At 71.8% G+C, this 22897-nt stretch carries 17 protein-coding genes; 12 read left to right on the top strand and 5 right to left on the bottom strand.

The features are described from left to right. Positions 1–138 precede the first annotated feature (138 nt). A complete protein-coding gene (locus tag BIU95_RS09305; protein WP_071251514.1) occupies positions 139–813 on the top strand; it encodes a DUF6518 family protein in 675 nt (224 codons plus the stop codon). Positions 814–894: 81 nt separating this feature from the next. Then, on the top strand, positions 895–4401 hold the full coding sequence (locus BIU95_RS09310) for an efflux RND transporter permease subunit (protein ID WP_071251515.1): 3507 nt from the start codon (positions 895–897) through the stop codon (positions 4399–4401). Here the strand turns inward: BIU95_RS09310 and BIU95_RS09315 are convergent. Continuing rightward, positions 4398–4694 (bottom strand): hypothetical protein, encoded by a 297-nt coding sequence (locus BIU95_RS09315; RefSeq protein WP_042539069.1) that lies wholly within the window; start codon positions 4692–4694, stop codon positions 4398–4400. The genes BIU95_RS09310 and BIU95_RS09315 overlap by 4 nt on opposite strands. Before the next feature lie 84 nt (positions 4695–4778). Continuing rightward, positions 4779–5789, bottom strand: a complete 1011-nt coding sequence (locus BIU95_RS17745) for an alpha/beta hydrolase (RefSeq protein WP_082046918.1) — start codon at positions 5787–5789, stop codon at positions 4779–4781. A gap of 196 nt (positions 5790–5985) precedes the next feature. Between BIU95_RS17745 and BIU95_RS09325 the strand changes: the two genes are divergently transcribed. Continuing rightward, entirely contained in the window at positions 5986–6840 is an 855-nt protein-coding gene (locus BIU95_RS09325) for a PPK2 family polyphosphate kinase (protein WP_017886234.1), read from the top strand. A gap of 9 nt (positions 6841–6849) precedes the next feature. Here BIU95_RS09325 and BIU95_RS09330 read toward each other — a convergent pair whose 3' ends face one another. Further along, a complete protein-coding gene (locus BIU95_RS09330; protein WP_071251516.1) occupies positions 6850–8010 on the bottom strand; it encodes a mannosyltransferase family protein in 1161 nt (386 codons plus the stop codon). A 74-nt stretch (positions 8011–8084) separates the two neighbouring features. Between BIU95_RS09330 and BIU95_RS09335 the strand changes: the two genes are divergently transcribed. The 4 genes from BIU95_RS09335 (at position 8085) to BIU95_RS09350 (ending at position 14661) form a co-directional block, all read left to right on the top strand. Beyond that, on the top strand, positions 8085–8828 hold the full coding sequence (locus BIU95_RS09335; RefSeq protein WP_017886232.1) for a polyprenol monophosphomannose synthase: 744 nt from the start codon (positions 8085–8087) through the stop codon (positions 8826–8828). A gap of 274 nt (positions 8829–9102) precedes the next feature. Further along, a complete protein-coding gene (locus BIU95_RS09340) occupies positions 9103–11145 on the top strand; it encodes a DEAD/DEAH box helicase (RefSeq protein ID WP_071251517.1) in 2043 nt (680 codons plus the stop codon). A 211-nt stretch (positions 11146–11356) separates the two neighbouring features. Then, positions 11357–13384, top strand: coding sequence for a bifunctional lysylphosphatidylglycerol flippase/synthetase MprF (locus BIU95_RS18630; RefSeq protein ID WP_071251518.1), 2028 nt, complete (start codon positions 11357–11359; stop codon positions 13382–13384). Next, positions 13381–14661: an esterase family protein gene (locus BIU95_RS09350; protein WP_052481788.1), complete on the top strand. Its 1281-nt coding sequence runs from the start codon at positions 13381–13383 to the stop codon at positions 14659–14661. Before BIU95_RS18630 ends, BIU95_RS09350 begins: the two co-directional genes overlap by 4 nt. Before the next feature lie 81 nt (positions 14662–14742). Here the strand turns inward: BIU95_RS09350 and BIU95_RS09355 are convergent, their stop codons facing one another. Further along, the gene (locus BIU95_RS09355; protein ID WP_071251519.1) at positions 14743–16215 is read right to left on the bottom strand and encodes a PepSY domain-containing protein; all 1473 of its coding nucleotides are present in this window, start codon (positions 16213–16215) and stop codon (positions 14743–14745) included. 13 nt (positions 16216–16228) lie between these two features. Next, entirely contained in the window at positions 16229–16849 is a 621-nt protein-coding gene (locus tag BIU95_RS09360) for a DUF5134 domain-containing protein (protein ID WP_071251520.1), read from the bottom strand. 111 nt (positions 16850–16960) lie between these two features. Between BIU95_RS09360 and BIU95_RS09365 the strand changes: the two genes are divergently transcribed. The 5 genes from BIU95_RS09365 to BIU95_RS09385 are packed head-to-tail and all read left to right on the top strand — an operon-like array spanning position 16961 to position 22777. After that, positions 16961–17338 (top strand): BlaI/MecI/CopY family transcriptional regulator, encoded by a 378-nt coding sequence (locus BIU95_RS09365; RefSeq protein WP_071251521.1) that lies wholly within the window; start codon positions 16961–16963, stop codon positions 17336–17338. Between the two features lie 16 nt (positions 17339–17354). Then, positions 17355–18167: a M56 family metallopeptidase gene (locus BIU95_RS09370; RefSeq protein ID WP_071251522.1), complete on the top strand. Its 813-nt coding sequence runs from the start codon at positions 17355–17357 to the stop codon at positions 18165–18167. A gap of 41 nt (positions 18168–18208) precedes the next feature. After that, positions 18209–18418: a heavy-metal-associated domain-containing protein gene (locus tag BIU95_RS09375; RefSeq protein WP_017886224.1), complete on the top strand. Its 210-nt coding sequence runs from the start codon at positions 18209–18211 to the stop codon at positions 18416–18418. After that, a complete protein-coding gene (locus BIU95_RS09380; protein WP_071251523.1) occupies positions 18411–20525 on the top strand; it encodes a cytochrome c oxidase assembly protein in 2115 nt (704 codons plus the stop codon). Before BIU95_RS09375 ends, BIU95_RS09380 begins: the two co-directional genes overlap by 8 nt. After that, positions 20522–22777 (top strand): cation-translocating P-type ATPase, encoded by a 2256-nt coding sequence (locus BIU95_RS09385; RefSeq protein WP_071251524.1) that lies wholly within the window; start codon positions 20522–20524, stop codon positions 22775–22777. Before BIU95_RS09380 ends, BIU95_RS09385 begins: the two co-directional genes overlap by 4 nt. Positions 22778–22897: the final 120 nt, after the last annotated feature.

The following is a 22897-nucleotide window of genomic DNA, read 5'->3' on the forward strand; positions in this document are numbered from 1 at the left end:
CCGCCGGGGCTCGATGTCGTCCGCCGGGGCTCGGCGTCATCCCCGGGGCTCGGCGTCATCCTCTGGGGTGAGGTCGGGTCGGGGGTTCTCGCTCCCCGGGGTGATGCGGCTTCAGTGGGGTCCGGCGAGGCTGGTGCCATGAACGCGACCCTGTCCGCCGGAACCCGCTCCGCTGTGCCGACGTCGGTCGAGCCGCCCGCGGCGGTCCCCGCCGTGGTGCGGGTCACCATCGCGCTGAGCGGGGCGTTCCTGGCGGGGGTCCTGACCGCGTTCGGGCAGGCCGTGCCCGCGCTCGCCTCCGTGTCGAACTCCGCCGGCCCCTGGTTCGTGGTTGCCGCGCTGCTGTGCCTGGTGGCCGGAGCCCGAGCGGGCCGGATCGCCCTGCCGCTGGCGACGGTGCTCGGCGTCGTGCTCCTCGAACTCATGCACGTCGGGTACTGGGCCACGACGGTCCTGCGCGGGTTCCCGGACGTGTTGTCGATCACGAACCCGTGGGTGCTGCTCGGGGTCCCGGCCGGACTGCTGGCCGGAGCGGTCGCCGTGGCCGTGCGCTCCGATGACGCCCGGTGGCGGGCGGGGGCGTTCGGTGTGACCGCCGCGGTGCTCCTCGGCGAAGGCGTCCGCGGACTCCTGCAGGTCGCGGCGACGACCGGGCACGGCACGTGGATCGTCGAGATCGTGGTCGGGGTGGTGCTCCTCGGCATCGGGGTCGTCGGCGCGCGGTCGCCGGTCGGGCGCGTGGTGGCGCTGGGGGCCGGGGTGGTCGGCACCGTCGCGGTGCTCGGGGCGTACCTGTTGCTCGGCGGGTCCTGATCGTCCGGCGGGTCCCGATCCGTCGGCGGGTCCTGGCCCGGAACTGAACGTTCGTCGGTCGCTCCTGCGAGGATCGATGTCGTGCACCTCCTCTCGGTCTTCAGCCTGCGCAACCGGGCCCTCATCGCGCTCGTCACGATCGTCGTCGCGGTCTTCGGCGGCATCGCGCTCTCCAGCCTCAAGCAGGAGCTGATCCCGAGCGTCGAGTTCCCGCAGGTCGCGATCGTCAGCGCCTACCCCGGCGCCACGCCAGAGGTCGTGTCGAACGACGTCTCGACCAAGATCGAACAGGCGATCCAGGTCGTCCCGGACCTCGAGTCCACCAGTGCGACCTCGTCCACGGGGCAGAGCGTGGTGTCGGCGTCGTTCCAGTACGGCTCGAACCTGGCCAGCGCCGAGGACAAGATCCAGACCGCGGTGAACGCCCTGTCGCTGCCGGACTCGGTGCAGACGCAGATCGTCACGGGGTCCTTCGACGACCTGCCGGTGCTGCAGGTCGCGGTCTCGGCGTCCGGCAACCAGGAGCAGCTCGTCGACCGGCTGCAGGCCTCGGCGATCCCCGACCTCGAGAAGCTCGACGGTGTGCGACAGGCGGACGTCTTCGGCAACCCCGGCCGTCGTGTCGTCATCACGCCCGACCAGGACGAGCTCGCCGCGCGCGGCCTCAGCCAGACGGCCATCTCGGACGCGCTCGACGACAACGGCACCCTGATCCCCGGCGGAACCATCACCGAGGACGGCTCGACGCTGTCGGTGCAGACGGGTGAGCGGATCGCTTCGCTCAAGGACATCCGGGCCCTGCCACTGACCAGCTCGTCGAGCTCGTCGGGTTCTTCCGGTTCTTCCGGTTCGGGCGCGGCCGGGGCAGGGGCCGCAGGTGCCGACGGCGCGGCGTCGTCCGGTGACGGCACGGCCGCGGGCGCGACCGGCACGGGGACGACGGGGACCGGCACGGATGCGACCGGTGCTGCGCCGACGGGATCCGCGGCGACGGACACGTCGACGACCGCGGCCACCCCGACCGACACCACGTTGGGCGACGTCGCGAAGGTCGCCATCACGCAGTCCCCGCGCACCTCGATCAGTCGTGTGGACGGACAGCAGGCCCTGACGATCTCGATCACGAAGACGCAGGAAGCCAACACCGTCGACGTCTCGAACACCGTGCGTGCGGCCCTGCCCGGCATCGAGGACAAGATCGAGGGCGACCCCCGCTTCACCGTCGTCTTCGACCAGGCGCCCTACATCCAACAGTCCATCGACTCCCTGGCCGAGGAAGGCCTGCTCGGCCTGGCCTTCGCGGTGCTCGTCATCCTGGTGTTCCTGCTGTCCTGGCGCTCCACGCTCGTCACCGCGATCTCGATCCCGACGTCGGTGCTCCTCGCCGCGATCGGCATGCGCGCGGCCGGGTACACGCTCAACATCATCACGCTCGCCGCGCTCACGATCGCGATCGGCCGCGTGGTCGACGACTCCATCGTCGTCATCGAGAACATCAAGCGGCACTTGCTCCCCGGCGTCGACCGCGGCCAGGCCGTGCGCGACGCCGTGCGCGAGGTCGCCGGTGCGGTCACCGCCTCGACCCTGACGACCGTCGCGGTGTTCCTGCCGGTGGCCTTCGTCGCCGAACTCGTCGGGGAGCTGTTCCGGCCGTTCGCCGTGACGGTCACCCTGGCGCTCGTCGCCTCGCTGTTCGTCTCGCTCACGATCGTCCCGGTGCTCGCGTACTGGTGGCTCCGCCCGCCGAAGGCGAAGCCGGGCGACGCGCCGACGGCCGCGGACGCGGACGCGGACGCAGACGCAGGCGAAGGCGCAGACACAGCAGCGGCAGCAGCACCGTCGGCGGTTGATGCCGATCGTGACCGTGACCGTGACCGCGACCGCGACCGTTCGGAAGGCGCGCTCGCCTCCGCCGCGGACCTGCACGACGCCGGCCGGGTCGACCGCCTGCGCCGCGTCTACCTGCCGGTGCTCCGGTGGGTCGTCCGGAAGCCGGTCGTCGTCATCCTGCTCGCCGTGATCGTCCTCGGTGGCACGGCCGCCACGCTGCCGTTCGTCACCACGAACTACCTCGGCGACTCGGGCCAGAACACGTTCACGGTCACGCAGGACCTGAAGGCCGGTTCCAGCCTCGCCGTCCAGTCCGAGTCCGCGCGCAAGGTCGAGCGGGCGCTGCAGGACGTCGACGGCGTCGAGACCGTGCAGACCACCATCGGCACGAGCGGCCAGTCGATCCAGGCCGCGTTCGGCGGTGGCGGCAGCGCCTCGGTGCAGTACGCCGTGACGACCGACGCCGAGGCCGACCAGCCGACGATCCAGGCTGACGCCCGCAAGGCGATCGGGTCGATCAAGGACGTCGGCGAGGTCACCATCGCGTCCTCCGGCGGCGGGTTCGGCGGCAGCAGCGACATCGAGGTCGACGTCACCGCGCCGACCCAGTCGCAGCTCGAGACGGCATCGCGCCAGGTGCTGAAGACCATGCAGTCGGTGCCGGACACCACGGCCGCCACCAGCAACCTTTCCGCCGCGGAACCGTTCCTCGCCGTCCGGGTCGACCGTGCCAAGGCCGCGTCGCTCGGTGTCACCGAGACCCAGGTGGGCGGCCTCGTCGCCGCCGCGGTCTCACCGCGGGACACCGGCAGCATCGAGATCGACGACGCGACGCTCGACGTCTACATCGCCGACCCGGAGCCGCCGACCACCATCGCCGCGCTCCGTGCCCTCGACGTCCCGACGAGCACCGGCACCGTCCCGCTGTCCGACGTCGCCACGGTCGAGGAGTCCGAGGGCCCCACCACCGTCACCACGACGAACGCCGCCCGCACCGCCACGATCACCGTGACGCCGGACGCCACCAACCTGGGTGCGGCCGTGCAGTCCGTCACGACCGCGGTCGACGAACTCGACCTGCCGAAGGGTGCGACCGCCTCCATCGGTGGCGTCGCCGCCAGCCAGTCGTCGGCGTTCTCGCAGCTCGGGCTCGCGGTCCTGGTCGCCGTGCTGATCGTCTACGTGATCATGGTCGCGACGTTCCGGAGCCTGCTCCAGCCGCTGCTGCTGCTCGTGTCGGTGCCGTTCGCTGCGACGGGCGCGATCCTGCTGCAGATCGCATCCGGTGTCCCGATCGGCGTCGCGTCGCTCATCGGTCTGCTCATGCTCGTCGGCATCGTCGTGACGAACGCCATCGTGCTCATCGACCTCGTCAACCAGTACCGACGACGCGGGCTGCGGGTGCGTGAGGCCCTGATCGAGGGCGCGACACGACGCCTCCGTCCGATCCTCATGACGGCGATGGCGACGATCTTCGCGCTGCTGCCGATGGCGATCGGACTGACCGGCAAGTCCGGCTTCATCTCGCAGCCGCTGGCGCTGGTCGTGATCGGTGGTCTGGTGTCCTCGACACTGCTGACGCTCGTGGTGCTGCCGGCGCTGTACTTCGTGGTCGAGCGGGCCCGCGAACGCAACACGGACCGGATCGCCGCGGGAAAGACCCGGAAGCAGGCGCGTGCCGAGCGACGGCAGGAACGTGCGGAGCGTCGGGCGGAACGACAGCGGCGGCGAGCGGAGCGTTCCGGCAGCGCTGCCTAGCGGCGGTACTCGGCGTCGACCGCGGCGAGGGGCGAGACGACGACCGGCTCGGCTCGTTCCTCGCGCTCGACGCCCCGGAACCACGACACCAGCACCAGGGTCAGCGTCACGAGGAACACCACGGCGGCGCCCTGCGACACGACGGCCAGCTGCCCGGTGACCGAGGCGTAGCCGCCGAAGGCCACCGCGGTGACGAACGACAGCCCGAGCAGCAGCTCCGCGAACGTCTGCAGCGCAGGGCGGTCCCAGCGCGTCGCAGCGGCGCGGGCAGGGCGGGTCGAGGTGTCGGTCACCACCGAAGTCTGCGGCCACGGGCTCCGCAGCGGCAGTCCCGACTCCGGGTGCCACCCACCCGGGGCACGCGGTCGGTCGTCCGGTCAGCCGAGCTGGGTCCGCAGGAAGGTGACCACCCGGCGGCTCATCGCCTCGTCGAGCTGCGCGATCGAGTGCGCCGTGCCCTCGACCGCCACGAACGTCACCGGGACGTCGTGGGATCGGAGTGTCGCGGCGAACTCCTGCGACTCCCACAACGGGATGAACTCGTCGGTGGAGTGCCCGATGAAGAACGGCGCCGTGTCCGAGGTGACGTGGAACTCCGGCGACGCCCGGGTGGCCGCCGGGCACCTGGCGTAGGACCGGCACCCCAGGTAGAGCAGCTGCTTGCGCTGGAAGGCCGCGGACACCCCGTCGGGCTCGGTGGACCGGGTGGTCAGGTTCGTCGGCCCGCTCAGGTCGACCACGGCGCGGATCCGGTCGCCGTCGGCGTACGCGGCGGAGTCGTGGTCGGTGACGGCGAGCATCGCGGCGAGGTTGCCGCCGGCGCTCCCACCGAACACGCCCACGCGCTGGGAGTCGACGTCGTAGGTCTCGAGCGTCGCCGGGCGGAACACGTAGTCGAGCGCACGTCGGACGTCGTCGAGCCCGGCAGGGAACGGATCCGTCGGCGCCAGCCGGTAGTCGACGTTGAACGTCACGAAGCCCTCGGACGCCAGGTACTTGCACACGGACCGGTACGCGGCCGTCGCCTTGTCGCCGTGCGACCAGCTGCCGCCGTGGATCATCAGGACCGCGGGGCGTCCGGTCGTGGCCTCGACCGCCTCCGGGTCGGCGGTGGCCGAGGCGGACGGTGTCGCGGTGGGGGTCGCCGTCGTCGCGGGCTCGCTGTCGGCCGGCAGACACACGTCGAGGCGCTGCAGCGGGTCAGTGCCGTAGGGCACGTCGGCCACCACATCGATGCCGTGGTACCGGAGCGACAGCGGGTAGATGACGCTGTCCGCGGTGACGGTGGCGTTCTCGTCGCCGACCGGATCCGTGCTGCAGGACGCCATCGCGCCGAGCGCCACCACCGCGGCGACGAGCGCGAGCACTGAGCGGCGGCCGGACTTCATCACGTCCACGCTAGCCGCACCGGCGACCGCCCACGTCACCCCAACGGAGGAACCCGAGCGGACGACCCCCGAGCGGGCGACCCCCGAGCGGGCGACCCCCGGACTGCGCTCCCGGTGCAGACCGGCTGCACCGGCGTCACCCGGCAGTGCGAGGATGAGCACGGCAGTCGCCGACCGGAGCACCGCAGGAGGACCCGTGAGCAGTCGCAAGGCCTGGAACGCCGATCCCGAACCGCTGCTGCGTGTCGAACCCGGGTTCCGCCTCGACCAGGTCGACCCCGACGGCACGCCGGGCTTCCCCGGTCGCAAGATCGACGGCCTCGAAGCGCTCGCCGCGGGCGCCTCGCGGCTCGCCGCCCTGCAGGAGCGCCTGTACGCGGCGTCGACCGCGGGGGACGAGCGCCGGGTGCTGCTCGTGCTGCAGGCGATGGACACCGCGGGCAAGGGTGGCATCGTCTCGCACGTCGTCGGCGCGGTCGACCCGAACGGCGTGCACTACGCCGGCTTCAAGGCCCCGACGGCCGAGGAACGCGAGCACGACTTCCTGTGGCGCATCGAGAAGCAGCTGCCGGCAGCCGGACAGCTCGGCGTGTTCGACCGCTCCCACTACGAGGACGTGCTCGCCCAGCGCGTCCGCGGCATCGCCGCGCCGGACGAGATCGAGCGGCGGTACGGCGCGATCACCGCCTTCGAGGACGGCCTCGCCGCCGCTGGCACGACCATCGTCAAGGTGATGCTGCACATCTCGAAGGACGAGCAGCGCGAGCGTCTCGGTGACCGGCTCGACCGTCCGGACAAGCACTGGAAGTTCAACCCGAGCGACATCGACGACCGTCTGCTCTGGGACCGCTACCAGCAGGCGTACCAGATCGCCCTCGATCGCACGTCGACCCCGCAGGCGCCCTGGTACGTCGTGCCGGCGAACCGCAAGTGGTACGCACGCCTCGCCGTGCAGCAGCTCCTGCTTCGGGCGCTGGAGGACATGCACCTGTCGTGGCCGAAGGCCGACTTCGACGTCGCCGAGCAGCGTCGTCGGCTCGCCGAGTCCTGACCCACCGGCTCAGGGATTGTGGGTGAGGAACAGCACCCACACCGCTGCGGGCTGCGCGAGCACGCAGCCACCGAGCACGATGCCCCGTCGCAGCGCGGTGCGGTGCAGGAGCGGCGCACCGAGCAGCGGGGCCGCCGGCAGCAGCAGCCGCGGCAAGCTCTGTTGGGGCAAGAACGTCGCGAACAGGGAGAGCAGGTACGAGGCCGAGCCGAGCAGCGGCACCGAGCCGATCCGGCGCGTCGAGCGCGACGACAGCCACCATCCCGTCGCGCCGACCGCGACGAGCACAGCGACCACACCGAGCGTGCCCGCGAACCGGTCGGCCTGCAGGAACCACGGTGTCAGCGGCGCGAAGTGGTGCACGTCGAGGTGGAGCCGCCACCACGCGAGTTCGGTCTGCAAGTAGGCGTCGGGAACCCCGGTGACGAGCGCCGCCACGACCGGCCACGCCAGGCCCGCCGCTGCCGTGACCAGGCCGGTGACGACGATCGCGACACGCTCCCGCACGGGCACGGCGTCGCGCTGCACGAGCCGGAGCACGGCGTGCAGCGCGAGCGCCAACGGGATCGCGAGCGCCCCGGGCCGGGTGAACGCGAGAACCGTGACGATCGGCAGGACCGTCCAGTAGTGCCGGCGCTGCATCGAGACGAGTGCGGCGAACGTGAGCAGCAGGCCGAGCGACTCGGCGTAGGCGATCTGCAAGACGAACGACACCGGCCCGAACGCGAAGAACACGCCCGACCACAGCGCGGTGGTCCGGCCGACGTGGGGACGCAGCAGGGACACGAGTGCGACGGACGCCGCGCCGCCGAACACCGTCGCCAGCAGCACCGCGACGACCGCGGGGTCGGCGCCGGTCGTGCTGACCGCCCGCACGAGCGCCGGGAACACCGGGAGGAACGCCCAGGCGTTCTGCTGGACGGCGCCGGTGTCGTCGACGGGCAGTGTGCTCGGGTAGCCCTGCCGCGCGATCTCGAGGAAGTACTGGCCGTCCCAGGCGGTCGAGCGTTCGAAGAACCCCTTCGGGTCGGCCGTGTCGCCGAACCCGACCGGATCGGTGAACGCGAAGCCGACGGTGAGCGTGGCGGTCGTCACCACCCGCGCGAGTGCGTAGAGCGCGAGGGTGATGAGGCAGTCGGGCAGTGTGCGGGTCACCGTGCGCGCTCGCATGCTGGCCTCCGTCGTGGTGTTGCGTATACGTTGTGCTGATATCCAAGCCAACTCAGACACCAACGGGGTAATCCTTGACATTTCGCAGTGCCCGTGGAGGGACGCTCGTCGTCATCCCCACGTACGACGAGCGCGAGAACATCGAGTCGGTCGTCGCCCGCGTCCTCGCGGCACGTCCCGAGGTCGCCGTCCTGGTCGTCGACGACGGCAGCCCCGACGGCACCGGCGCGATCGCGGACGCCCTCGCCCGGGACGACGAGCGTGTGCACGTCCTGCACCGCACCGAGAAGGCCGGCCTCGGTGCCGCCTACCTGGCGGGGTTCGCCTGGGGGCTCGAGCGCCACCACGACGTCCTGGTCGAGATGGACGCCGACGGCTCGCACCGGCCCGAAGAACTCGGCAGGCTGCTCGAACGCTGTGCGGCGGGTGCCGACCTGGTCATCGGCTCGCGCTGGGTGCGCGGTGGCTCGGTCGTGAACTGGCCGTGGCACCGGATCGCCCTGTCGCGCGGCGGCTCCTTCTACAGTCGGATCGCGCTCGGTGTCCGGGTCCGCGACCTCACCGGGGGCTACCGCGCGATCCGCGCGGACCTCCTCCGTTCGCTCGTCGCCGAGGACATCGCCTCGGCCGGCTACTGCTTCCAGGTCGACCTCGCCCGACGTGCGGTCCGGGCCGGTGCCGTCGTCGCCGAGGTCCCCATCACCTTCGTGGAGCGCGAGCGGGGCGAGTCGAAGATGAGCGGTGGGATCGTGGTCGAGGCGCTCGTCCGCGTCACCGGGTGGGGGCTGCAGCGGCTGTTCCGGCTGGGCTCGCCGTGACGCGTCGTGTCCGGTGCGGCCAGGAGGCACGGATCACCCCGCCCGACCGGCCTGCGTTCGCATCGGGGCTGGCGTCAGGGCAGCGGCTCGCGTAGACTCGATCGGTCGGCCTTCGACGTCGTGACATTGTGATCACGGAAATTCTGCTGGGTGTGTGTTGCTCGAGGGCTGGAATCACGTCGACTCGCGACGGGATGAACCCCCTCTCCGCAAGCAGCCCCCGCCGATGTCGCTGTCGGGCGCTGCGGTACGTTGCGCACCCGAGAAAGTAGCCATGGCCCCGTACAACAAGGGCGGCGCGGACAACCGCGCCTCCGACCGCGTCCGCCACCCGAACGGCACCCCCGCCGCCCGCAGCAGCAAGCACCGGGGGTTCCGCGCCGCCGACTCGTCGCAGCCGCGTCAGAAGCAGCGCTGGGACGCCGAGGAGCGTCGCGGTCGCGCGTCGCAGGGCGAGCGTCCGGCCCGTCCGAACTGGGAGCCGCGAGACAGCGGCGGCCAGCGGCGCCCCGATCGCGACGACCGTGGTGGTCGCGGCTACAACCGTGATGCTCCCTACTCGCACGGCCGTCCCGACGCTCCGCAAGCTCCGCGTCGCGCCGGAACCGGCTCGCAGGGGCCCAGTGCCCCGCGGCGCTTCGATCGTGACGACCGTGCGCCGCGTCGTGACAACGACGACCGCCCGCGTCGTTCGTTCGACCGTGACGAGCGTGCCCCGCGCAGCTTCAACCGTGACGACCGCGCGCCCCGTCGCGACAACGACGACCGCCCGCGTCGCTCGTTCGATCGCGATGATCGCGCCCCGCGTCGTGACAACGACGACCGTCCCCGTCGCTTCGACCGTGACGAGCGTGCCCCGCGTCGTTTCGACCGTGACGAGCGTGCCCCGCGTCGTGACAACGACGACCGCCCGCGTCGTTCGTTCGACCGTGACGAGCGTGCCCCGCGCAGCTTCAACCGCGATGACCGTGCGCCCCGTCGTGACAACGACGACCGTCCGCGTCGTTCGTTCGACCGCGACGACCGCACCCCGCGCCGCTCGTTCGACGAGCCCGAGCGTGGCAAGTTCGTGCCGGCCGACGACGTCAAGCTCGAGAAGCTCCAGGCCGAGGCCACCATCGCGTCCGACGTCGAGGGCGTGACCTTCGGCGACCTCGGCATCGGCGGCAACATCTCCCGGGCCCTGCAGGAGCTCGGCGCCTCGAGCCCGTTCCCGATCCAGGCGGCGACGATCCCCGACGTGCTCGCCGGCAAGGACGTCCTCGGCCGAGGCCGGACCGGTTCCGGCAAGACCATCGCCTTCGGTGCGCCCCTGGTCGAGAAGCTCATGGAGCACGGCGGCGGCACGAAGCGCAAGATGGGCCGCGCCCCGCGTGCGCTCATCCTCGCGCCGACCCGTGAGCTCGCCCTGCAGATCGACCGCACGGTGCAGCCGATCGCCCGCTCGGTCGGCCTGTTCACGACGCAGATCTACGGCGGCGTCCCCTACGGCCGCCAGGAGGGCGCGCTCGAGCGCGGCGTCGACATCATCGTCGGCACCCCCGGCCGTGTGCAGGACCTCATGAACAAGGGGAAGCTCGACCTCAGCGAGGTCATCATCTCCGTGCTCGACGAGGCCGACCACATGTGCGACCTCGGGTTCCTCGAACCGGTGCAGGAGATCCTCGCCGCCACGGCCGAGGTCACCCCGCAGGGCAACCGCGCGCAGAAGCTGCTGTTCAGCGCGACGCTCGACACCCAGGTCGCGGCACTCGTCGAGCAGTTCCTGCACGAGCCGAGCGTGCACGAGGTCGCGGGTGAGGACCAGGCGTCCTCGACCATCGACCACCGTGTCCTCGTGGTCGAGCAGCGCGAGAAGGACCGTCTGCTCGAGGAATTGGTCGCCGGCGACGGCAAGACCATCGTCTTCGCCCGGACGCGTGCCTACGCCGAGCGTCTGGCCGACCAGTTCGAGGACGCCGGCATCCGCGCGACCTCGCTCCACGGTGACCTGAACCAGTCGCGCCGCACGCGCAACCTGCAGCTGCTCACCAGCGGCCGCGTCAACGTGCTCGTCGCCACCGACGTCGCCGCCCGCGGCATCCACGTCGACGACGTCTCGCTCGTCGTGCAGGCGGACGCCCCGGACGACTACAAGGCGTACATGCACCGTTCCGGCCGCACGGGTCGTGCCGGCAAGGAGGGCACGGTCGTCACGATCGTCCCGCGTGGCCGCATCCGCAAGATCGAGGGCATCCTCGAGCGCGCCGAGATCGAGGCGGACCTGGTGCAGGCCGCACCCGGTGACGGCATCGTGTCGGAGCTCGCCGCGCGCTAGTCGCGACCACACGACGGACGGGAGGCCCGGTACCAGCTGGTACCGGGCCTCCCGTCCGTTACGCGGTGCGACCGACGACCCCGCCGGGTCCGGTCCGCGGCTCGGCCGCGACGTCAGCTGGCGCACGGGTCATCCTCTCGGAGGACGGGGAGCCGCCGCGCTCATGCCGCCGACTGATGACACGGGCGAGCAGGACCGATGCAATGATCACGTGACACCCGCAGCGCTCGTCGGACGACTCCGCCGGTTCCCCGTCTCCGTGGCCGCAGCGACGGCCGTGCTCCTGGTGAGCGCGCGGATCGCTCACGCCGAACCCGACTTCCCGCACCACCCGCCCGTGGCGTGCCTCGCCGTGGTCCTCGTGGTGTTGACGACGGTGCTCGCCGAACGGTCCCTCGGATCCATCCGCACAGTGGTGATCGGCGTGGTGGCGCCGGCGCTCGGCGTCCTCGGAACCCTGCTCACCGTCAGCATCGGGTCAGCGCTCGGCGAGGCGCACGCCGAACTCGCGGTCGGACAGCCGCTCTTCGCACCGTCGATCGTCGCCGCCGCGTTGCTCGGTGCCGCGTCGGCAGCGATGCCCGCGCAGCACCGGTGGCGCACGCGAGCCGCGCTCTGGACGGTCGTCCTCACGCTCGTGCTCTTCGCTGGCCACGGGTCGGACCTCGCCCGTGCCCTGGCGACCCTGCTCGGCACCGCAGCCGGTTCGTTCGTGGTACGCCGGGCCTCCGGTCCGGACGCGCCGACCGCGCGTGACACGGTCAGCGCACGCACCTGCGTGGTCGCGACGCTCATCGCGCTCGGCGCGGGCACCCTGGTGACCCCTGTCGTGCCGGACCCGGACGGTGTGCTCTCGGTGTTCGCCGACGCCATGAGCGACCGTGCGGTCGTCATCGTCGGGCTGCTCCTGCTGGTGTCCGCCTGGCTCGTGCAGCGTGGCCGGCGCACGGGCATCGTGCTCGCCGTCGGCGTGCTCGTGACGCTGACCGCCGTCCTCGCCGACGTGTTCCTCATCGAACCGATGACCGACGACGCCGTGCAGTGGCGCGGACTCGGGCTGGACGCGATCGAGTGGCAGGTCACGCTGCTCGGCGCGTGGCTCGTGCCGGCGATGGTGCTGCTGACGGTCCTGGCGCTCCGCGGCCGTCTCGTCCGCTCGCGGTTCCGTGCAGCCACCAACGGCCGCGGTGCCCTGGTCGACATGCTGCGCGTCGGCGATGCCGGATCCCTCGGCCACATGGGCACCTGGCGCGGCAACGCCACCTGGACGCACCCGGACGGACGCGGGGCCGTGGCGTACCGGGTCCGCGGGGACGTGGCGCTCACCGTGTCGGACCCGGCGTGCAGCGCGGCGGACCGCGCTGAGGTCGTGTCCGCGTTCACCGCCTTCTGCGACCGGAACGGCTGGGTGCCCGCGTTCACGAGCGTGCACGAACCGGTGCGGCAGATCCTCGCCGCCGAGGGGTGGACCGCGCTGCCCGTGGGGGTCGAGTCGGTGCTCGACGTCGCCACGTTCGACCTGCGCGGCAAGAAGCGGCAGGACCTCCGGACGGCCTCGAACCGGGCCGACCGTGAGGGGGTCCGCGACGAGTGGACGACCTTCGACGCGCTCGCCGACGCACAACGTGCCGAGGTCGAGGCGATCTGCACGCGGTGGGCGACCGACCGGAGGCTGCCGGAGATGGGGTTCACCCTCGGCGGCTTCCACGAGCTCGACGACCCCGACGTCCGACTCATGCTGGCTGTGACGGCCGACGGACACGTCACCGCGGTCACGAGCTGGCTGCCCGTGTACGAGCACGGCGGACTGGCCGGCTACACGCTCGACGTCATGCGCCGTGGCGAGGACGGCATGCCGGGGGTCATGGAGTTCCTCATCGCCCGGACCGCGATCCGGGCACGCGACGCGGGCCTGCGGATGATCAGCCTCTCCGGCACCCCGCTCGCACCCCACGACGGCGCACGGTCCCTCGTGTCCCTCGGATCGGTCCTCGTCGCCCGACTCCTCGAGCCGGTGTACGGGTTCCGGTCGCTCCAGCGCTTCAAGGAGAAGTTCGGCGCTCGGCACGAGGCGCTCTGGATCGTGGTCCCGACGCCGCTGCACGTGCCGCGGGTCGCACGTGCCCTGGCCGGCGCCTACGTCCCAGGCCTCCGGCCGAAGCACCTCTGGGCACTGCGCCAGGCACACCGCTCGACCGTCCGCGAGCCCGCTCCCGCGCGGGCGGTGTCGAAGCGGTGAGCCCAGCCGACCGGTTGCTCGCCACCCAGCTGCAGGCTCCGACGCTGCTCGTCCCGCTGGACGTGGCGTTCGCACTGCTCGGCGTCGTCGTCCTGCTCCCCGCGGTCGGCGGCTGGCGATCCCGTGTCGCGTGGCGTCGGGCCGGAGTCCGGGCGGGCGTCGCCGCGGCCGCGGCCGTCGTGGTGCTCATCGTCTGCTGGGTCCTCAGCGACCTGGTGAACCTGTTCGGGGTCGCGATGAGTCCCGTGACGCGGCTGTGGTTCGTCGTGGCCGCCGCTGCGCTGGCCTCGGTCGTCGTCGGCCTGGTGCAGGGCGGCCGCTGGCGTCGGGCCCTCGCCGTCCTGCTGCTCCCGACCGCACTGCTGTCGTCCGCCCTCGGCGTGAACGTCGAGTTCGCGATGTACCCGACGCTCCGCACCGTCGTGCAGACGGACCCCTTCCCGGAGCTCGACCTCGCCGCTGCCCCAGCCGCCACGATGCCCACGACCGGCGAGGTCCGCACCGTCGAGATCCCCGGGGAGCGATCGGGGTTCCCCGCTCGACCCGCCGTCGTCTACCTCCCGCCCGCCGCCCTGGTCAGGGATCCGTCGCCCCTGCCCGTCGTCCTCGCCTTCTCCGGCCAACCGGGCGCTCCGAGCGACCTGTTCACCGCAGGCCGGATGGGCAGCGCACTCGACGGCTACGCCGCAGCGCACCACGGCCGCGCGCCGATCGTCGTCTCCGTCGACCAGCTCTCCTCGCCCGGCCTGAACACGATGTGCGTCGACTCGGACCTCGGGAACGCAGCGACCTACGTCACCGAGGACGTGCCGCGCTGGCTGACGGCGCACCTCCCGGTGACCCCGGACCGCCGTGCGTGGGGCCTCACCGGGTTCTCGCAGGGGGCGACGTGCGCGATGCAGTTCGCCACCGCGCACCCCGACCGGTTCGGGGCCGTGCTCGCGGTCTCCAGCGAGTTGCAGCCCATCGACCGGAACCCGCAGCACAGCGCCGACCGGGCGTTCGGCGGGTCGGTCAGCGCGTGGAAGGCCGCCGGTCCGATCGCGCAGATGCGGGCGGACGACCTGCACGGGCGCGCGTTCTGGTTCACCGCGGGGTCGGCGGACGGGGCGTTCAGCCGCAACGCCCGCGTCCTCGCCGACGCTGCACGGGCAGCGGGCGCGGACACCAGCGTCGGGTTCGCCCCGGGGAGCGGGCACGACTGGAACACCGTGCAGTGGTCGTTCCGGACGGACCTGCCCCACCTGGCAGACGTGCTCTCCACAGCGCTCCACTGACGTCGACACGGGATCCGTGCCGGGTGACGGTCGTGCCCGGACCCGGTACCGGGCAGGTGCGACCGCTCTGCACGAGCGGTCCTACTCGCCGGGTGCCGCAGGGGTGGGCGGGGCCGAGCGGTTGGTGATGAGGACGTCGATGACGACGAACGCGAGCAGGGTGACACCGAGCGCGGGCAGGAACGCGCCGATGACGATCGCGCCGACCGCGACGAGCCCGGACCCCCACCACGGCGCCCGGTTCAGGGCACCCGCGGCCGGGGCGTTCCCGACGCGCTTCCCGACGGGGCGGCGCTGCCACCACATCACGTAGCCGAAGACGACCATCGCGGCGATCCCGAGCGCCGTGACGAACAGCAGGATCTGGTTCGGCAACCCCCACATCGTGCCCATGTGCGTGTCGATGCCCCACCGGGTGAGTTTGGCGGGGAGGGAGAAGGCGTCGAAGTTCGTCTCGGACACCACGCGCATGTCCCGCGGGTCGATCGCGACGGAGTTCACCGCGGTGGGGTAGGACCGCTTGATCTCCGCGACCGTCCACGCCTGATCCGCCGTCGCCGGCGGGGTGATCTGCAGTTCGGACGCGTGGATGTTCGCAGCCTTCGCAGCGGCCAGGACTCGATCGAACAGCACCGGGGTGACGGTTGCCGGTCCCGCATCGGTCGATGCGGCGGAGCCGCCGTGGTGGGCGGCGTGCTCACCGCCACCAGCCGCCGTGCCGGTGTCGGAGAGGGAGGTGGTCAGTGCGGGTGTGCCCCAGCTGAGGGCGGAGCGGAGCTGGTCGACGTTGCCACCGCCGTACTGGGACCAGGTGATGCCCGTCGCCGACAGGAACAACGCGCCCAGGAGCAGCCACACCCCGGTGGAGGCATGCCAGGAGAAGACCCGCCGGTAGCCGCGGACACCACGTGCGGGGCGGACCATGTCGCGCTTGGCGCGCGTCTTCCGGATCCGGATCACCCACAGGCCGAGACCGGCGAGGGCGACGACGCCGAGCCACGACGCCGCGGTCTCGCTGTAGAGGCGGCCGACGTCGCCGAGGAACAGCGACCGGTGGAACGTGTCCACCCAGGTGCGGAACGGCAACGCCCCGGAGGTGCCGTACACCAGGAGGTCACCGCGGACCTCGGCGGTGCCGGGATCGACGAACACCGCACGGTCCTGCGAGTCCATCAGCCCAGCCTCGGCGTACATCACCCGCGTCGTGGCACCCGGCGCAGGTGCCGGGCGGACGGCGGCGAGGGTGTCTTCGGGGTGGTGCCGTTGGATGTAGGCCTGCGCGGCGTCGATCTGGTCTGCCAGCGGCTTCGCGGCAGCGGTCGAGGGTGCGGTGAGCTCGTGTCGGTAGATGCCCTGCTCGATCGTCGGACCGAGCGCGTACACGGCGCCGGAGAGCGCGGCGATGAGGATGAACGGTCCGACGAACAGCCCGGCGGAGAAGTGCAGGCGCAGCAACAACGGTCCGAACCAGCCCCGCTGTGGGTTCCGGCGCGGCTGCGCCGTCGACGGCGCGGACGCGGGCGCAGTGGTGTCCCGATCGGCGGTTGCGGTCATGGTGCGGTGTTCCTCAGCTCGTGGGGATGGACGCGAGTGCCATCCCGGCACTCATCAGCAGCAAGAGCACGCCGTCGAGGCGTGCGAGGGGGTGTTGGCGGACACACGCTGACGCGATCAGCCGCACCAGCATCCAGACGGTCGCGATCGCGAACACGACGACGAGGACCCACGAGACCGGTGCCCATCCCGACCAGGAGGTGTGCATGCTGTGGCCGCTGCCGGTCATGTCCATCTCCGGCATCGACATCGAAGCCCCGCCGGCCATGGGCAGCATCATCACGCCCATGAGGGTCATCGCCGCCATCATCACCACGTGGTAGCCCAGCACCAGTCGCCCGGAGCCGCCGGGTCCGTGGTGCTCGTGGCTGCCGTACCGGCTGCTGCCGAGCGTGAGGACGAGGTAGAACGACGTCGCGAGGCCGAACACGAGGATCTGCAGCGTCGGCGGCGCGAGGGTCATCCCCCAGGCCCACGGCATCGCCAGCATCGCGACGCTCATCAGCACGTGGAAGACGTCACTGACCCGTGCGACACCGCTGCTGCCGGGGCGGAAGGCGAAGCCGAGGTACCCGACTGCCGTCACGGCGAACAGCACCGTGAGGAGGACGGACAGCGGCAGGCTGTGTGACACGAGGGGTGGACCTTTCATCGCGGCGGGTGGCGGCGCCACTCTACAAGTTGTAGAAGCCAGTTTCTACTGTATGTAGAATCGGCGCATGGTCGATGAGTTCGGGGCGCGCGGATGAGTCCGCGTCGCGCGCACGGGTCCCTCGAGGCGGGTGTGCTGCAGCTGCTCTGGGCGCAGGATGCGGCGCACACCGGCCGGCAGGTGCACGATGCGCTCGCAGCAGAGGTCGGCCCGCTGGCCTCCACGACGGTGTTGACCGTCCTCGCCAGGCTGGAGCGGAAGGGGCTCGTCGAGCGGGACCCGGCATCGAAGGCCTACCGGGCGACGAAGGCGGACCCTGCCGAGACCGCTGATTCGATGACGGAGGTGCTCGGTCGATCGAGTGATCGCACCGCGGTCCTGCAGCGCTTCACCGGTTCGCTCGGTGCGGATGACCTGGACGTGCTGCGTGCCGCCCTCGGCGGAGCCGGCATCGACCGCACCGGCTCGTGACGGGAGGATCGGTGCTGTGATCGCCGTCCTCGGCCTCGTGGTTCTCGCGGTTGTCGTCACCGTGCTGGCTCCGAGCATCCTCACTCGTGGCACCTGGTGGCTGCACCGTCCGCAGGTCGCGCTCCACCTCTGGCTCGGAGCGTTGACGGTCGCCGCGAGCTCGCTGCTGCTGAGCGTGGGGATCGCGGCGGTCATCGTCGCAACGAATGCGCACGCGCACGGGATCGGCGCTCCCGCCGCCGGCCTCTTCGCCTGGTGCGGGCTCGGCGTCGCCGGTGGTGTCGCCGCGCTCCTCGCCGCGAACGCAGAACCGATCTCGGCCGCGAAGCGCCGCACCGACGTCGCGGTGACGCTGCTCGTCGCCCGATCCACCGTGCGGACCGAGCACATCGGCGGGCACGAGATCGCGTACCTGCACACGTCGGATCCGATCGCCTGCTCCACCGCTGACGGGCGCGTGCTGATCTCGACCGGAGTCGAGAACGCGATGCCCCCTGCCTGTGTCCGCGCCGTGGTCGAGCACGAACGTGCGCACGTGCTCGGACGGCATGACCTCATCGGCCGCGTCGCTGCGCTGAACGCTGCCGCGTTCCCACGACTCCGGACTGCCCGGGAGTTCCGTCGAACGGTCGCGCTGCTGATCGAACTCGTCGCAGACGACACCGCCGCCCGCATCTGCGGACCTGCGACCGTCTGCAACGCACTGGTGCTGATGAACCGGATCGACCCGAGCCCGGGCCTCGAGCTCCGCGCCGCACGTCTCGCCGCTTCGCCGGTGAAGAGCTGGCCGCACCGCCGCCACCCGGCCCCGGTCCTGCAATCCCGCTGACCTCGACTCGCATCCCGTTCTACGTTTTGTAGAATGGGCGCATGGAGCGTTTCGAGTACCACGTCGTCGGGATGACCTGCGAGCACTGCGAACGCCGCGTCACCGGCGAACTCGAAGCGATCGCCGGCGTCGAGCTCGTCACTGCGGACGCCGCGACCGGTCTCGTCGTCGTCACCGCACCGGCCCGGCCGGATGCGGCAGCGATCGCCGAAGCCGTCGACGAGGCAGGCTACGAGCTCGCCGGTGCCTGACACCCAGGCCGCTGCCACCCCGGCCACGCGCAACCGGCCGACGACCGTGCCCGCCGTGGGGCGGTCGGGTGTGCTCAGGCGCGCATCGCCGTGGGTGGGCGCCGTCATCGCGGTCGTCATCGTCGTGGTCGCGGTCGCGATGCTCGGTCCTTCCTCGTACGACCGGCTGAGCCGCGGCTACCCGGGCATGCTCACCTCGATGCTCAGCGCCGTGCTCCGCCTCACCGCCGACGTCACCGGCGGCCTCACGATCGGCGGCCTTGCCGCTGCCGTGTTCCTCACGCCGCGCCGGTCACGCACGGTCATCGACAACCACCGCGACCTCGCGATCGTCCGCACCGCCGCCACCGTCTGGCTGGTCGCCGCGGTGCTGCTGGTCCCCGTCGACGCCGCAGACGCGAGCGGGCAGCCGGTGACGAAGCTCCTGACACCGGGCGCGATCGGCTACCTCGTGCAGGCCAGCTACCTCCCCGGCGCGTGGATCGTCGTCGCCTGCATCGCGGTCGCGATCCTCATCGCTGCGTACCTCGTCCGCAGCTGGGTCAGCACCCTGCTCCTGACCGGCATCGGCGTCATCGGGCTCCTCGCCCCCGTGCTGGTGACGCAGGTGCTCGTCGGCCCGAACCACGACTTCGGTGGGGACGCCGCCATGTTCGCCGCCCCCGCGCTCGGCATCTGGACCGGCGCCACGGCTGCCGGTGCCCGCCGGTGGCGAGTGAGCCGTCCCGGCACCGCCACCATCCGCAGGCACCGCATCCTCGCCCTCACCGGCTGGATCACCTGGACGGTCGGGTCGATCATCATCGCCGCCGTCGAACTCGCCGGCACGCCGCCGTGGGAAGCGCCCACCGGCGTGCTCTTCGCCGCCCAGCTGCTCCTCGTCGCCGCGGTGGCCGGACCGATCCTCCTCCGCAGGAGCTGGTTCGCCACCCCGACCGCCCCGGCCGTGCTCCTGGCGGTGCTCCTGGTCGCAGCCGCGATCGGCGTCGTCATGACGCGGATCCCACCGCCGGTGTACTTCGTCCCCACCGACGGACAGCAGCTCTTCCTCGGGTACCAGGTCGACACACCCCTCACCCCGATCACCCTGTGGACCGCCGGCCGGGTGAACATCCTCTTCCTCGTCATCGCGATCGCCGGGATCGTCACGTACGCGACCGCCGTCATCCGACTCCGGAAGCGCGGGGACCACTGGTCGAACGGCCGGACCAGCGCCTGGATGCTCGGCTGGGCATCCGTCATCATCACCACCTCGTCCGGGGTCGGCCCGTACTCGTCGGCGTCCTTCGCCGTCCACATGGGCCTGCACATGAGCTTGAACATGCTCGGCCCGCTGCTGCTCGTCCTCGGCGGACCCATCACCCTGTTCCTCCGCGCCACGACCGCGCACCCTCGCGATGCCTTCGCCGGCCCCCACGAGTGGCTCGTCGCGGTGACCCACTCGAAGCTGCTGCGGGTCACGTACAACCCCGTGTACGTCCTGGCGGTGTTCGTGGGCTCGTACTACTGCATCTACCTCACCCCGTTCTTCGACTGGGCGATGCGGTACCACTGGGCGCACCAGGCGATGACCCTGCACTACCTCGCCATCGGGTACGTCTTCTACGCCCTCATCATCGGCGTCGACGCACCACCCCGTCCGTTGCCGCACATCGGCAAGCTCGGCCTCGTCCTCGCAGCGATGCCCTTCCACGCGTTCTTCGGCGTCGTCGTGATGACCGGCGACACCCTGCTCGCAGGCACGTACTTCCAGTACCTCGACATCCCGTGGATCGGCAGTCTCGCCCACGACCAGTACGTCGCCGGTGGCGTCGCCTGGGCCGCCGGTGAGCTGCCGCTGATCGTCGTGGTGATCGCCCTCGTCACCCAGTGGGCCAAGCAGGACGCTCGACAGGCCAAGCGCATCGACCGGCACGCCGACCGGGGCCTCGACGACGACCACGAGCAGTACAACGCCATGCTCAGCAAGCTCACCACCCGCGACACCACCGCACCTGCACAGCGGGCCGATCCGACACGGTCCACCGGGCCCGGCTCGACGAACGAGCACGAGCGCGCCGACGACCGTCCGGCGCTGACCGTCACCGACCACCGGGAGCAGCCGTGACCACCACCACCCCGTCCCGAACCGACCAGCGAGCCGAGCAGCGGCTCGAACTCGACATCGGCGGGATGACCTGCTCCGCCTGCGCCAACGCGGTCGAACGCAAGCTCGGCAAGCTCGACGGCGTCACTGCGTCCGTGAACTTCGCCACCGAACGCGCCACGGTCGCCGGTCTGGGGATCGCCGATGCCGCGACCGCGATCGCGCAGGTCGAGCGCGCCGGCTACACCGCCGCCGTCCACACCCCGGGCGATGACGCCTGGTCCGCCCGCGCCGCGGAGACCCGCACCACGACGCTCCGCCGCCGCCTCGCCGTCGCGGCACTGCTGGCGATCCCGCTGTGCGACATCACGATCATCCTGGCGCTCGTCCCTGCGTGGCGGTTCCCCGGCTGGCAGGCGCTCTGCGTCCTCCTCGCCGTCCCGATCGTCACCTGGGCTGCGTGGCCGTTCCACAGGGCCACCCTCCGGGGACTGCGGCACCGCAGCACCAGCATGGACACCCTCGTCTCGCTCGGCGTCGTCGTGTCCTTCGGATGGGCGCTCTGGACGCTCCTCGTCGACCCCGCCACCACTCCCGGGTACTGGCTCGGATTCGGGAGGACTCCCGCCGGCGCGGACTCGATCTACCTCGACGTCGCCGCCGGCATGGTCACGTTCCAGCTCGCCGGCCGCTACTTCGAGAGCCGCAGCCGCCGACGTGCCGCCGATGTCCTCGAAGCCATCGGTGACCTCGGCGTCACCGAGGCGCAGCTCGTCACCGACGGCACCGAGCGCACTGTTCCGCTGAGTGCCGTGCGGGTCGGGAACCTCGTCGTCGTCCGCCCCGGCGGCCGCATCCCCGTCGACGGCACCGTCATCGACGGCGCCGCGACGCTCGAAGTGTCCGCGATGACCGGCGAGTCCGTCCCGGTCGAGGCAACGGCCGGGAGCACGGTCATCGGCGGCACCCTCGTCCAGGGTGGTCGGCTCGTCATCCGCGCCGACGCCGTCGGCACCCGCACCCGCCTGGCCCAGATGGTCGCCGTCGCCGACGACGCCCAACGCCGCAAGGCCGCCGTGCAGCGCACCGTCGACCGGGTCACCAGCGTGTTCGTACCCGTCGTGATCGGCATCGCGATCCTCGTCGCCGCCGGCTGGCTCGTCAGCGGCGCGGCTCCTGGCACCGCGATCGCGAACGGTGTCGCCGTCCTCATCATCGCCTGCCCCTGCGCGCTCGGCCTGGCGACGCCGACCGCGCTCATGGTCGGCGTCGGACGCGGGGGCCAGCTCGGCATCCTCATCAAGGGCCCCAGCGCCCTCGAGGCGAGCGGTCGCATCGACACCGTCGTCTTCGACAAGACCGGCACCCTCACCACCGGCCGGATGACCCTCACCGCGGTCGACACCTTCACCACCGACGCCGACACGGCCCTCGCCCTCGCCGGCGCCCTCGAAGCAGCGTCAGAGCACCCCATCGGGGCGGCGATCACCGCCGCAGCCAGCAGCCGGTTCGGCACCCTGGAGCCGGTCGCGGACTTCACCGCGCACGCCGGACTGGGAGCAGCTGGGACCGTCGGTGACCGCGCCTGCGTCATCGGCCGGTCCGAGCTGCTCGAAGCCGCGGGGGTGCGGGTCGGCGACCGGGTCGCCGCGGTCGTCGCGGACCGCGAAGCGTCCGGCGCCACCGTGGTGCTCGTCGCCGTCGACGGCGACGTGGCCGCAGTGCTCACCGTCCGGGACGCGCTCCGTCCCGGCGCGATCGAGGCCGTCGCGCAGCTGCGCGCCCTCGGCCTCCGCACCGTCCTCCTGTCCGGGGACTCGGAGACGACGGCGTCCGCTGTCGGTGGTGAGGTCGGCATCGACGAGGTCATCGCCCGCGTCCTGCCCGACGAGAAAGCCGAACGCATCGCCCAGCTGCAGGCGGCCGGGCACCACGTCGCCATGGTGGGTGACGGCGTCAACGACTCCGCCGCCCTCGCCACCGCAACCCTCGGCGTCGCCGTCGTCGAGGGCACCGACATCGCCCTGAAGGCCGCCGACGTCATCATCGTCCGCGAGGATCTCCGCGCCGTCGTCGACGCAGTGCAGCTCTCCCGCGCGACCCTCCGGACCATCCGCATCAACCTCGTGTGGGCGTTCGGTTACAACATCGCCGCGATCCCGCTCGCCGCGGCCGGGCTGCTCAACCCGCTCATCGCCGCCGCCGCGATGGCGCTGTCGTCGACGCTCGTCGTCTCGAACAGTCTCCGGCTGCGCTCGTACGGGAGGTCGTAGTCCGCCCTCGGCGGAAGTGGTGGGGCCGGCGCGTTTCGCTCCGTGCGCCACCACCGCGTTGCGGACCACGATGCCCACGGCGTCGCTCGAGACACGACCACCTGACGGACTGGAGGCCCG

The sequence above is a fragment of the Curtobacterium sp. MCBA15_007 genome (assembly GCF_001864905.1).
Taxonomy (GTDB): Bacteria; Actinomycetota; Actinomycetes; order Actinomycetales; family Microbacteriaceae; genus Curtobacterium; species Curtobacterium poinsettiae.